Origin of the sequence: Thalassotalea sp. SU-HH00458, from assembly GCF_040362795.1 — a bacterium.
GTDB lineage: Bacteria > Pseudomonadota > Gammaproteobacteria > Enterobacterales > Alteromonadaceae > Thalassotalea_H > Thalassotalea_H castellviae.
Genome location: NZ_BAABWW010000010.1, coordinates 107,761 through 120,802 on the forward strand (window position 1 = coordinate 107,761; position 13,042 = coordinate 120,802).

A 13,042-nucleotide genomic window follows, 5' to 3' on the forward strand; every position below is an offset into this window, starting at 1 on the left:
GCCAGTATCACGAATATAATTCGCTAAATTATCAATAACGTTAGCATTACCTTATTTAAAAAGCGATGCTGTTGCAAAAAAAGAATCTATGCTAAAAGAGTAAAGTTAAAACAAGCGCTTAAATTTTACATAAAAATAATAGCCATTAGCCTTGTTTATAAATGGCTATCATTAAATCTTCAATTTATTTAATTCAATTGAAATATGCGAAACTTGCGGTAAAATTTCTTTAACAATGGCTTTATATTCGGCTATTTTTAGTGGTTTATTTGATGATAAGGATAACACAGCTGATTGGTGAGAACTGGCTATCTTCCAGACATGAATATCATGTATAACAGTATTTTTCTCATTCATAGCTATAGAAACTTTCTCTAAGGTTGAAGTTTCTACAGACTTATCTAAAAGTATCGCGCTTGATTCATTTATTAAACCAAAAGACCAGTGAAATATAACCATCGCCCCAACGATTCCCATTAATGGGTCTATCCACACTATTCCAATATATTTACCGATTAATAGCGCGACAATAGCAAGAACAGAAGTCAATGTGTCGGCCAAGACGTGGAGATAAGCGGCTTTCATGTTTTGATCATGGTGATGGTGTGAATGATCATGATGGTGATGGTGATCTTTTAAAATCAAAGCTGACACTAAATTAACCAAAAGACCAATGAACGCCACGATAATTGCTTCACTAAACTGAATACTCTGTGGTTCAACAAGTCGCTGAATTGATTCAATGATCATCATAAGTGCAACTATGCCTAACGCAACAGCACTCGCGAATCCCCCAAGATAATTCACTTTTCCTGTGCCAAAACTAAATGACTTATTGTTCATATGCTTCTTGGCATAATGATAGGCAAATAATGTGATCAGAAATGCGGCTGAATGAGTCCCCATATGCCAACCATCGGCAAGTAATGCCATAGAGCCTGACCACGTGCCAGCAGCAATTTCAAGGGTCATTATCAGTGTAGTTAACCAAAATACAATTTTTACTTTATGTGTGTTTTTGGCGTTATCTACACCAAAATCATGAGAATGTTGCCATTGTATTGTTGAATCACTCACTTTATTTCCTTAACTATTGAAACATGAATATTGAAGATGACTTAAGCTTAATAACATACCCCCGCTGAGTATATTTAAAAAGTAAAAAATTACATATTTCATACACATAAAGATCAAAAGAAATTCATAAATCGAGTCAGATGGATAAAAGATCAATTGATTTCATGACAAAGCACCTTAATAATCATTCGAACAGTATGGCGGTATTACAACAAATAATGGCTTTAAAAGGCGCTGTAAACGGATTAATGAAAAAGTTGTTGGAAGGTCATTTGAGTGAGCATTTAGGCGCTAAAAATTTCACAACCAAAAGACGTAAAGAAGAAGTCGAACAAGTCATTATACTGCTTAAAAGTTACTTAAAATAATGAGAGATAAGTACCTTAAAAAACACGGCAAATATACGCACAAGGGTGTTGTAAATCGCTTGCCTAGTGTTTAAAAATATGAATAGTTAACGGCACTTAAAACCTTAACAAATATATTACTGACGATTCTTAGGTTTAAAATTTAAGATGGAAACAGGTACTGTTTTTTTCACGGGAAATTCGTCAAAAGCTTTACGTGAAATAATACGACCCAATCGGCTTTCAATAGCACATAACTCACGAAAGTTATCCTTAGAGACCAAAGAAATAGCTTCACCGCTTTCACCTGCCCGTCCCGTTCTGCCTATGCGATGAATATAATCTTCAACTTTTGCTGGTAAATCATAATTTATTACCCGTGCTAAATCGCCTATATCAATACCTCGTGCGGCGATCCCCGTCGACACTAAAAAGTCAATTTTACCGGATTTAAAATCATTTAAAATACGCTCTCTTATTTCTTGCGTACGACCACTGTGAATACATTGTGCTTTAATACCGCGTTTTTCTAATTGGCTTACCAGTTTTGCAGCCCCATGTTTTGTTTCAATAAAAATTAGCGCTTGTTGCCAATTGAATTTCTGAATCAAAAAACTGAGTAATGCTGATTTATTGCTTTTATCTGTCGTTACTAACCATTGATCAATTTTCGGCTGAGAAGCACTGTCTAAAGCAATAGAAATTTCACGTGCTTGCTGGTCAATGGCGCGCTTTGCCAATGCACGAACATCTTCAGACATCGTTGCTGAAAACAGTAAATTTTGTCGAGAACTTGGTAAACGTTCTATAATTTTATTAATGTCATCAATAAACCCCATATCTAACATTCTGTCGGCTTCGTCTAATACTAACACCTCTAATTCGTCAAAATGTAAAAGCCGTTGATGAGCTAAATCTAAAAGTCTACCGGGAGTAGCAACGAGAATATCTACGCCCCAAATTAAGCGTTGCTTCTGTGGTTCAATATCTGTTCCTCCGTAAACTGCCAAAGAACTAACTTCTAGGTACTTAGCATATTGGGCAATACTCGCTTCAACTTGTATGGCCAATTCACGGGTGGGTGTAAGGACAAGTGCGCGAATACGTTTACCACGCAAGGTTTTATCATGATTAAATTTTTCAAGCAAAGGAAGTACAAAACTAGCGGTTTTACCTGTACCTGTTTGTGCTGCAGCAATTAAATCTTTTCCAGATAAAACAACTGGGATTGCTTGTTGTTGAATCGGTGTGGGCTTGGTATATCCTAATTCAGCAACGGTTTTTAATAATGCGTCAGATAACCCCAGTGTTGAAAACGGCATAGTGTTATCCATGAAACTTAATTTGTAACCCTTTTAAAAAGGTCGATAACACCTCATCAGAGCACATCTTGTAATGTTTATGATTGACGTTTCTAAAGAAAGCACTTAATTCATATTTACCTAAGGTTAAACCAGCTAAAGACAAAATTTCAATCACCTCATCAGCTTTTAATGCTAAAGCGATTTTTACCTTGTTAAAAATAATATTATTGGTTAACTCATTTTGTGGAGCCGGCTGTGGGCCATCTTTCGCGCCACGTTTGTCAATAATTAAACCATTTAAAAACCGGGCAAAATCTAGGTCTGAAATTTCTCGATAATCAGCATGATCTTTTTCTTGATAAAAATGGGCTAATTGCTCTGTAGTTACATGACTTTGACCAAGCAAAAATATCGAGATAATTTGTTGGTCAGTTAAGGAAAATATTTTACTGATTCGACGAAGAAGATCATTGTTTATCATAAGTTACTCTTTAAATTTTTAATGATTGTTAGGCAACATGTTGCGCTTGCACTTGACTGTCTAGGTATTCGTCTAACGTACCTTGAAAATTAACAACTTGCTTATCTTTAATATCAATGATTCTAGTTGCTAAACTTGAAACAAATTTTCGGTCATGGCTGACAAAAATTAACGTACCTTCAAAATCTTTCAAGGCATTATTTAACGCGTCAATGGCTTCAATATCCATATGGTTAGTCGGCTCATCCATGATCAATACATTTATATCGGCCATCATTAACATACCAAATAACAGGCGATTTTTTTCACCTCCTGAACAATTACGTGCCTTTTTATTAGCATCATCATCGGTAAACAGCATTCGGCCTAACATGCCACGAACACTTAAATCATTATGACAAGGTCTACGCCATTGAGACATCCACTCCATCAAGGTTAAATCGTTATCAAAAAAAGCACTACTGTCTTGAGGACAATAACCCACTGAGGCATTTTCAGACCATTTAATAACACCTTCGTTTTGTGTTAACTCGTTAACTAAACAACGCAAAAACGTGGTTTTTCCTACGCCATTTTCACCAATGATAGCTAACTTAGCACCCGCTTCTAATAATAAGTCACCCTTGCTAAAAAGCGCTTCTCCATCAAACCCATGACCCAAGTTTTCTAATTCTAATGCCTGACGATGCATTTTTTTACCCGGAGCAAATGCAATTTTAGGAGTAATTCGACTTGATGACTTCACTTCGTCTAACTTAATTTTATCCATTTTTTTAGCACGAGAACTTGCTTGTTTCGCTTTAGAAGCGTTTGCTCCGAAACGATTGACAAAGTCTTGTAATTCGGCAATTTCAGCTTCTTTTTTCTCATTACCTGATAACAATTGCTCTCTTAATAAGGCAGATTGCGCTAGATAAAATTCATAGTTTCCTGGGTAAATTCGTAACTCACCGTAATCTATATCTGCCATATGAGTACAGACGGCATTTAAAAAGTGCCTATCATGTGAAATGATGATCATCGTGCATTTACGCTTATTTAATTCTGCTTCTAACCAGCTGATAGTATGAATATCTAAGTTGTTGGTTGGCTCATCGAGTAATAAAATATCAGGGTTTGCAAATAACGCTTGCGCCAGAAGTACACGCAACTTCCAACCTGGGGCAACTTGCTGCATAGAGCCATAATGAAATGACTCTTCAATACCGGCATCAAGTAATATTTCACCGGCACGACTTTCAGCTGTGTAACCATCCATTTCAGCAAATTCACTTTCTAATTCGCCAGCACGCATGCCATCTGCTTCAGACATTTCAGTTTGCGCATAAATCGCATCTCGTTCTTGCTTAACCTTCCATAAAGCCATATCGCCCATGATTACCGTATCGATAACAGAAAATTCTTCAAAAGCAAATTGATCTTGTCCTAAGGTACTGACTTTGTTACCTGTACTAACTGAAACATTACCTGAGCTTGGTACTAAATCACCACTGAGTATTTTCATAAAGGTTGATTTTCCACAACCATTAGCGCCTATTAAACCGTAGCGATTACCATTACCGAATTTAGCGGAAATATTTTCAAACAAAGGCTCAGCGCCAAACTGCATTGTAATGTTAGAGGTAGATATCAAAAGTGCGTTCCTGAATTGAATATTGGCTTGGCTAATGACACTTTTAAAAATGGTGTATTAGCAGTAAAGGTAAAACGTCGTATCAATAAAATACCGGTAAACGTTAACAGATATCAGCATTTAGCTACGCTTTTAATTACCAGTAATTTTGAAGTCGCGCATTATACAGGAATAAACCGCCAAGCTATAGTCTATATTGGCTTTTTATGTATAAATTTTCACCAAAAGAAAAGCTTTCAATTTCGAGATTCAACTGATTGACAAAATAGAGGGCTTAATAACAGATTGCATCGACCGACTTAAAAGGGAGACACTTTCCAGCACCACAATAAAATGTAACTTAATTACAAAACCTGTTTATACAATCATAAAAACCAATAAAAACAAACCTTAGAACCAGCTAAATATCAATAAAACCACATAATAAATGTAATTTAAAAACACAAATGTAATTTAATTACAGAAAATCCTTTACAAGTAAAATTAAATTAGTATAATTACTCTATCTTAAGTGATTGGCACTTAAGCCAATTAATTATCTACGTGATTTAGAGGTTTATATGAAAAATTTATTAGCTGTTTTATCGTTAGTTTTATTCACTTCATCTGCAAGTGCTTCAAGTTCAAATGTGAAATTCGTTTCATTAGACAACACAGCAGAAAGTAAAATCTGTGTTTTAGCTGCAACAAATGGTTATAGAGCAGCGATTAAGCAAGCAGAAAAAATGAATAATGTTCATGCTTATAACATCACATGTAACGGTCAAAACATTCGTGATTTTTCTAACTCATTTAAAGCACAACCGGTAAAAGCTATCGAAAAATCAGTTTTTATTAAACCTGCCAATAACTCGATTGAGTCTATGATTTGTGCTCAAGCAGTTAAAAATGGTCTTGACTCTGTTGTTGGTAAAACAAAATATGATGTTAATGAAATGGTTTGTAACGGTTTACGTATCAGTCAATTCGTTAAGCGTTATAGCAACTCTTAATTGAGAAAGTTTTAGTTTTTTTGTAACTCCCCTTACAAAGACTTTTTAGCCACGTACATCACGTGGCTTTTTTTTATCTAAAAATCCACGCTAAGTTCAGAAATTAATCAGTAACAATCCACTTTGGCTACTCAAAGACGTTTCAAATTTATTTGACTCTATATCTAGAATTTCATGGCAATGCTGTGATTCATATATAATAAATAATATACTGTTTAATAAGCTTACATAAGGAATCAAATCATTAGATTTGAATAAAATGCGCATTATGAATGAAGTTATAGACACAATATCTAAAGGTAATGTTTACGTTATGAAACATTCGTTGTTTTCTGATGTGATACGAATAGGATGTACGCCACAATCGCCGGAAGAATATGCCAAGACTTTGTCAAAAACGACGCCTGGTGAATATAAAGTAGTCTTTCAACTTTATTGTGAAAATCCCTGCCAAATAAAAAAGCAAGTGAGAGAATATTTACGTGCCAAAAAATATGTCAATGAATTTTATCAAGTGCCTCCTGAAAAAGCAGAAAAGCTACTAAAAGCAGAGACATTAAAAATCCCCATTCTTCATAAATAAGGGTTGTTAGTTCTCTATTTATTGATCCGTTATCATAGTTGATACAAGTTGAGTGGCGCCTTCAGCGGTTAAACCATTAACAACACCTTGTTGATTTTCCAAAGATTGATTTTGACTGACTTTCCATTTTCCAACCATATCATTTATTTCAACCTCAATACCCACAATGGCTGATAACATTTTCTCAATATAGTGGCTTGGCGCATCACTTACCGACCAAGGTTTAGGTTGATGCACTTCATGTAGGTTTGTTAGATGATTAACAATGGCTAATTTAGTTTCATTCTCATGTCTAAATTTAAGAGTCCCTTTGACATGCACTGCAATATAATTCCACGTAGGAACCGCTCGGCCATGCTCTTGCTTAGAAGGATAATAATTAGGAGAGATATAACCATTAGGCCCATTAAAAACAACTAATGCATCTTCACTCTCTTGCTTCATTTTCCAAAGTGAATTCGCTTTAGCAATATGCGCAAAAAGTACCTTTTTTCCCTCTTTTTTCTCTAGATAAAAAGGTAGGTGGTTAACTTCAATTTCTGAGTCTACTTTAGAGATTAAACTGGCAAAGGGAAATTGTCCGATCAGTTCGATTAAAGTAGCTTCATTAGACTCTTGAAAATGTTTCGGGATATACACTTATAACTTTTCCTGTGTGAAGTTTTATAAGTTAAATTCATCCACAGATTTATCTAACTTCTGCGCTAAATTCGCGACTTCTTTACTGTGAGATAACGTAGAAAGAGATTTATCATTACTGTACTGACTTAATTGCACAACATCATTAATACTAAGGTTGATATCGCCACTTAAGGTATTTTGATGTTGAGCAGATTGTGCAATATCCAAACTCATAGAGTGCATTTGTTCAATAGCTTGTGTAATTAAATTTAATGTTTCTAGTAATTTAGCCGTATGTTCTTGACAGTTTTCGGCTTCAGCTTTTCCTTCATTCACTTCTAACACCGCTCTTTGCGTTTTACTTTGCAAAGAGGTGATCATCAGATTAATTTCAGCTGTCGACTCCTGAGTACGACTAGCGAGCATTCTCACTTCATCGGCCACGACAGCAAAGCCTCTGCCACTTTCACCCGCACGTGCCGCTTCAATTGCAGCATTGAGTGCGAGTAAATTAGTTTGATCGGCAATACTTTGTATGGTTTCTAAGATCCCACCAATGTTGGTAGACTCTTGCTGTAATTCATTGATTAGATTACTGGTTGTGTCTAAACCGTTAGATAAACCTGAAATTTGTTTATTGGTATTATTTGCTATCGCCTTTAAATCATCACTTTGATTAAGAGCAGCCGTCATCTGCTCTTCCGCAGACTTCGCTTGTTGTAACACATTATCGGCACTGACATTTAACTGTGTGGTGATATCGGTTACTTGTGCAACGGTATTTTGTTGTTGCTCAATAGAGCTAACAATTTCAGCAACTTCATTCGTCGATGAAATTGCCGCGTTACTGAGTAAATGACAATTACTACTAATTTCGCCCACCAAAGAACGTAAGTCTTCCACGACTAAGTTTACATTTTTAGATAGAATCCCGTATTCATCTTCAGATTCAACTTTAAGCTGGCGTGAAAGATCTCCTTTTGCAATGTGTGCTAAGGCTTTATTAATGCGCACTAATGGTAGGCTCATCGATCGCACTGTAACAAAAGAAATAATCGTACTTACAATACTAATAATTAATAAAAGTATCCAAGTTGAAGTCTGGCCTTTGTCGACATCTTTAAGAACATTATTCTGTAAATGATTTACTTCATTATTAAAAGCAACTAATAATTTGTCGATGGCAACAATAGAGCTATTCACTTGGCTTTCAGACAAAATGGATTGTTGTTCAAGCACATCCACTTGAGTTAACTGCCCTATTTTCATTTGTGATAAACTTTGCTCGCCTGAAATTAACGGCGTTAAGGTGTCAAAATCAACGGCAACTTTGTCAACAATTTCAAAACTGACATGACCTTTACTTAAGCGTTTTAAATAATCTAACAATGGTTTAGTGTTATCAAAACCAATAACAACGGACTCTTCAACACTAAGTGCATTTTCCATGGTGTTGATACTAGGAATAGTTTCAATTGATTCACTTAAACTAATTAAATAACCTTCAACTTGTACTGAAACTGAAGAAAGTTGTTCAAGTAAGTTTTCTTGTTCAGGGTCTTCAAGATACGATAATTCAACTAATTGATCCTCTACACTTCTAAGCGTTTCAACTAAAATATCTTTTTGTTGAGTGATTTCAACTTGTTGAGAAAGTATCGATTCTTTACCAGAAAACATGACTTTAACAGTATTTGAATAAGGTAAATAATACGTCTTAAAGTCTTTTAGAAAACTAGCACTTTCATGCTTAGCTAATAACTTGTCTATTTTTAAGACTTCTTGATTAAGCTCGTTACCGACCACAGTAAACTGCTTTTTTAATTCGGCTAATCTATCAGCATCAGTAACGTATGGGATCAGAGAAGATAACTTCGCTTGCTTTAACAAATGGATTTGTACTTTACTACTGTAATTTTGAACTGGGATAGCAAATTTATCGACTTGAGATGTCGCGGTTTTAATTCCAGACAAGATATTTATTGAACTTATACTTGCGACGAATAACAAGAGTAAAACAACAACAAAACCTATAATAACTTTATGAGAAACTTTTAATTGCATATTAATCAAATACTAAATCAGCACTATTGAATAAAGGATAGCTTAAATACTAAACACTTATCAAAGTTTATATTTAATTCATTGTAAATAAAATGTTAAATGTGCACTCATTATTTTACAGGTCATTTTTTACCGTTATCATTTTACTTTCTAAAGTTTGTTTAACCTTAGGCCATTCTGTGTCAATAATTGAGAAAATAGCAGTATTACGAAAACTACCATCAGATAATATTCGTTGATGACGTAATATACCTTCAAATTTTGCCCCCAAACGAGTAATCGCACTTCTAGATTTCTCATTTTGTTCATGTGTTTTAAATTCAACACGTATTGCATGTAACTGTTCAAAAGCATGTTTAAGTAAACAGAATTTTGCATGAGTATTAACATATGTTTGTTGGTATTTTGGCGTTATAAAGGTGAAGCCAATCTCAATATTTCTATCTTCGGGTTTTATTGAACAAAATCGTGTACTACCAACCAACTCACCACTTGCTTTATCAAAAATAGCATAGGCAATATGCTCACCTTTTTTCATCATTACTTCGGAGTACGTTAACCACTTTTTTGCGACCTGCAAAGAAGCACATTTATCAGGTAATGACCAACGCCAAATTTCAGGAAAGGCGCCAGCTTGATAAAAGCTAGTAAGATGATCAACGCTTAAAGGACGCAGTTCTACTTTATTCGTCGACAATATAGTTGGTTTAGGGCTAAAATTTTCACGTAATGTCATTGTTATCTCCTCACTTAGATATCGTTATTATCTTTATTTGTGGTATAAATAAAACAACCAGATTACTTATATTAACTATACCAGTGATTCCATTAAACTTAGTCTTAGAGAATAACCATTCAAAATACTATTTAAATATTGCCGATGCCATTAGAAAGGCAATTGAACAAGGACTTGTTACCCCTTGCGAGTTGTTGCCTTCAGCGAGAAAACTCGCGGAGCAACTACAAGTAAATCGCCATACGATTATGGCTGCTTATCGTGAATTAATTGCACAAGGTTGGGTAGAGTCTAAATTACGAAAAGGGTATCGCGTCACTAAAAACTTACCGATTATCCAAGCAAGTCATAAGAAACACTCTTCTTCACATGAAACGGTGTCACATAACTGGCAAATTATTAAAAAAAATAACACTGCGCAGAAAAAATCCGCTAGCCAATATCAGTTTAATTTTGCCGGCGGCAACCCAGATATATCACTTTTTCCTTTTAATGATTTTCGCTCATCTATGAATACGGCATTAAACCGTCCCGCAATAAAAGATTTAAATTATGGTGATAACGCAGGTTACCCTCCTTTTATCAAGGAAGTTTCAACTTATTTACGTCGTGTGCGATCAATCAATGATAAAGAGATCATTGTTGTTAATGGTACGCAAGAAGCGCTGTATATTCTTTCTCAAGTGTTATTAACTAAAGGAGATAAAGTGGCAGTAGAAAGCTTAGGCTATCGCCCTGCTTGGAATACATTTGAAAACACTGGGGCACAATTAATAGAAATAAAACAAACCAATCAAGGAATAGATGTTGACCATTTAGAAAGCATACTGAAAATACATAGCATCAAGCTTTTATACTTAACTCCACTTCATCAATACCCAACAACCACAACTTTACCCGTAAGTGAACGGATGAAAATTTATCGGTTAGCTCAGCAATATAACTTTGCGATTATAGAAGATGATTATGATCATGAATTTCACTACGACACCCAGCCATTAGCTCCTATAGCCGCAAATGACCCTGCAGGCTTAGTAATCTATATCTCTAGTTTTTCAAAACTAATGTTTCCAGCTGTACGGTTAGGCATTATGGCAGTTGATAAATCATTGGCCAGTCATTTAATTAATTACCGTACGCTTATCAATCATAAAGCGAATATCTTAATGCAAGATGCAGTCGCCAGATGGATGAAAGAAGGTGCATTTGAACGCCATTTAAGAAAGGTCACCAGAGTTTATCAGAAAAGACGTGAATGTATGGTACACATGCTTAATGAATTTAAAAATCAAGGAATGAACATCCATTTTAATACACCGCCTGGCGGCATGGCGCTATGGGTTGATGTAGGCTTTAATGCAGAAAAAATAGCATTAAAAGCACAACAACAAGACATTTATATATTGGCTGAAAAAGCTTTTCATTTATCTGCACGCAATAATCTCAATAAATATCTTCGGTTAGGTTTTAGTGGCCAAAGTGAAGAGAAAATCGAACAAGGGTTAATAAAATTAAAACGAATCATGCTAAGTCTTTAAAATATAAGCAACTGCCTTGCAAAAACTAATGTGCTCTAGTAGCTTATTCACTTAATAACAATAAAAATTGAAGGTAATTCATGTCAATTAATACTATTTACAAAGTTACATTACACCCGTTCATTAACGAATCTATCGCCAGCTTAAAGTCGATGACCAGTTTATCAGGTAGTGCTGGTGAAACATTTTTGGATAAAGTTGAAGATTTTCGTTTTAAAGGTTATGCCGTTTGTTCAAACATTACCGGTTGTTTAGATGGGGTTATAATGATGCATCATTACCCTGAAACAGCCGTCGCAATCGGAAATTCAGTTTGTCAAAATATGTTCGACGAAAAGTATGATTATCAAGAGATTAATGAAGAACTGAGTAATGCTCTAGCTGAATGGGGCAATACTATTGTGGGCCGAGCTACAGACTTACTTAGTAGAAACAACCTAAAGTTTGACTTTTCAAGTCCATATTTTATCCATAACTTTAATGACATGGAAAAATACTTAGAAGGAGTAAAAGAAATTGTAACTGTGCCAATTAGCGTTGAAGGCGTGGGAAGATACTATTTTAATTTACTTGTTCGTAATGTTAATTTTCAAACCACTAATGTTGAACGTGAGCAAAGTACTGGCATTTCTAACCCTCATACCAAACCATTACCATTAGAGAGTAAAGTATTACTCGTTGATGACAGCGCTATGATTAGAAAAGCGTTAAAACGTTTCCTTGCAGGTTTAGGTTATAACAATGTTATTGAAGCGGACGATGGACTTACCGCCGTTGAAGCCGTTAAGAATGAAAACCCTGATTTTATGTTTATGGATGTTGTTATGACAAATATGAACGGTAATGAGGCTTTAAAAACTATTCGAGCCATTGGCTCTGACGTACCTGTTGTTATGTTGTCTTCGGTTACCGACAAAGGTTTAGTTGATGAATGTCAGCAAATTGGCGTTTCAGGATTTATCTTTAAACCGATTCAAGCTGATAATGGGGCTGAAATCATCAAAAACTATTTGAAAATAGCCTAACCGCTTCTCTCACAGTGAGTTAAATTTTGCTAATAAGCGCATAAATTAATTTTTATGCGCTTTTTTCTTGATTCGCATTAACCAGACACTCTGCCACAATTAATTTAAGTAAAAAGGTTTCTCTTTCAATAGAAAGTCCTTTTTTGTCACTGTGCTCAATGGTGTGCTCGTTATGTTTAATCGCCTCGTGAATATTAATCCAGACTGGACGCATTCCATTATTAATTTCATGAACTTCTAATGACGTATCATGTAATTTTTCATCAATGGTACATGTAAAACAATACGACAGCATATGCACAATATTAAAGTCATCTTTATACCAAGGTAGATACTCTTCATAGACACCAAAGTCTTGAATGTTTTGAATATTATGTGCACCTGTTTCTTCATTTAATTCGCGAATAAGTCCGTCAATAATACTTTCACCGTCATTAACCCCACCGCCAGGTAAACTATAATCATGATAACGTTTAGTGTACAAAAGCAGAATTTCTTCACCTTTTAAAACGATCGCACGGGCCGCTTTTCGAGTAAATTGCTTGTTGGTTAAATTTTGGATATCAGGATGAATGGTTGATTTTAATAAGCGCATGATTGATTAAATCGATTAAATAAATGGGGATAAGATGAGCTAGCGT

At 35.1% G+C, this 13,042-nt stretch carries 14 protein-coding genes; 6 read left to right on the forward strand and 8 right to left on the reverse strand.

What is annotated here, in order from left to right; all coding sequences use genetic code 11:
• Positions 1-171 precede the first annotated feature (171 nt).
• Positions 172-1,077 carry a CDF family Co(II)/Ni(II) efflux transporter DmeF gene (gene dmeF / locus ABXH06_RS15105; protein WP_353518741.1) on the reverse strand — a complete coding sequence of 302 codons (906 nt, stop codon included), beginning with the start codon at positions 1,075-1,077 and terminating at the stop codon, positions 172-174.
• A gap of 164 nt (positions 1,078-1,241) precedes the next feature.
• Here dmeF and ABXH06_RS15110 point away from each other — a divergent pair, with 164 nt between their 5' ends.
• Positions 1,242-1,445, forward strand: a complete 204-nt coding sequence (locus ABXH06_RS15110) for a metal-sensing transcriptional repressor (protein ID WP_353518742.1) — start codon at positions 1,242-1,244, stop codon at positions 1,443-1,445.
• 116 nt (positions 1,446-1,561) lie between these two features.
• On the opposite strand, the gene ABXH06_RS15115 is transcribed toward ABXH06_RS15110, so the two are convergent.
• Genes ABXH06_RS15115 through ABXH06_RS15125 form a run of 3 tightly spaced genes read right to left on the reverse strand, consistent with a single transcriptional unit; the run spans position 1,562 to position 4,842 of the window.
• Positions 1,562-2,746 (reverse strand): DEAD/DEAH box helicase, encoded by a 1,185-nt coding sequence (locus tag ABXH06_RS15115; protein WP_353518743.1) that lies wholly within the window; start codon positions 2,744-2,746, stop codon positions 1,562-1,564.
• Positions 2,747-2,750: 4 nt separating this feature from the next.
• Entirely contained in the window at positions 2,751-3,209 is a 459-nt protein-coding gene (locus tag ABXH06_RS15120; RefSeq protein WP_353518744.1) for a YehS family protein, read from the reverse strand.
• 28 nt (positions 3,210-3,237) lie between these two features.
• Entirely contained in the window at positions 3,238-4,842 is a 1,605-nt protein-coding gene (locus ABXH06_RS15125) for an ABC-F family ATPase (RefSeq protein WP_353518745.1), read from the reverse strand.
• A gap of 15 nt (positions 4,843-4,857) precedes the next feature.
• On the opposite strand from ABXH06_RS15125, the gene ABXH06_RS15130 reads away from it, so the two are divergent.
• From ABXH06_RS15130 to ABXH06_RS15140, 3 genes are all read left to right on the forward strand, one after another.
• Positions 4,858-5,103: a hypothetical protein gene (locus tag ABXH06_RS15130; protein WP_353518746.1), complete on the forward strand. Its 246-nt coding sequence runs from the start codon at positions 4,858-4,860 to the stop codon at positions 5,101-5,103.
• Positions 5,104-5,402: 299 nt separating this feature from the next.
• A complete protein-coding gene (locus tag ABXH06_RS15135) occupies positions 5,403-5,834 on the forward strand; it encodes a hypothetical protein (protein WP_311583745.1) in 432 nt (143 codons plus the stop codon).
• A gap of 313 nt (positions 5,835-6,147) precedes the next feature.
• Entirely contained in the window at positions 6,148-6,417 is a 270-nt protein-coding gene (locus tag ABXH06_RS15140; protein ID WP_311583747.1) for a GIY-YIG nuclease family protein, read from the forward strand.
• 18 nt (positions 6,418-6,435) lie between these two features.
• Here ABXH06_RS15140 and ABXH06_RS15145 read toward each other — a convergent pair whose 3' ends face one another.
• The 3 genes from ABXH06_RS15145 to ABXH06_RS15155 all read right to left on the reverse strand — a co-directional run bounded on the left by ABXH06_RS15145 (position 6,436) and on the right by ABXH06_RS15155 (position 9,838).
• Positions 6,436-7,056, reverse strand: coding sequence for an FMN-binding negative transcriptional regulator (locus tag ABXH06_RS15145; RefSeq protein WP_353518747.1), 621 nt, complete (start codon positions 7,054-7,056; stop codon positions 6,436-6,438).
• Positions 7,057-7,080: 24 nt separating this feature from the next.
• Positions 7,081-9,102, reverse strand: a complete 2,022-nt coding sequence (locus ABXH06_RS15150) for a methyl-accepting chemotaxis protein (RefSeq protein WP_353518749.1) — start codon at positions 9,100-9,102, stop codon at positions 7,081-7,083.
• A gap of 115 nt (positions 9,103-9,217) precedes the next feature.
• Complete coding sequence (locus ABXH06_RS15155) at positions 9,218-9,838, reverse strand: GNAT family N-acetyltransferase (protein ID WP_353518750.1); 621 nt, start codon at positions 9,836-9,838, stop codon at positions 9,218-9,220.
• Between ABXH06_RS15155 and pdxR the strand changes: the two genes are divergently transcribed.
• Both pdxR and ABXH06_RS15165 read left to right on the forward strand, forming a co-directional pair.
• Positions 9,832-11,376, forward strand: coding sequence for a MocR-like pyridoxine biosynthesis transcription factor PdxR (gene pdxR, locus ABXH06_RS15160; RefSeq protein ID WP_353518751.1), 1,545 nt, complete (start codon positions 9,832-9,834; stop codon positions 11,374-11,376). The two genes, ABXH06_RS15155 and pdxR, sit on opposite strands and share 7 nt — an antisense overlap.
• An 80-nt stretch (positions 11,377-11,456) precedes the next feature.
• Entirely contained in the window at positions 11,457-12,401 is a 945-nt protein-coding gene (locus tag ABXH06_RS15165) for a response regulator (protein ID WP_353518752.1), read from the forward strand.
• 52 nt (positions 12,402-12,453) lie between these two features.
• Here ABXH06_RS15165 and ABXH06_RS15170 read toward each other — a convergent pair whose 3' ends face one another.
• Positions 12,454-12,996 carry an NUDIX hydrolase gene (locus tag ABXH06_RS15170; protein WP_353518753.1) on the reverse strand — a complete coding sequence of 181 codons (543 nt, stop codon included), beginning with the start codon at positions 12,994-12,996 and terminating at the stop codon, positions 12,454-12,456.
• Between the last annotated feature and the right edge of the window lie 46 nt (positions 12,997-13,042).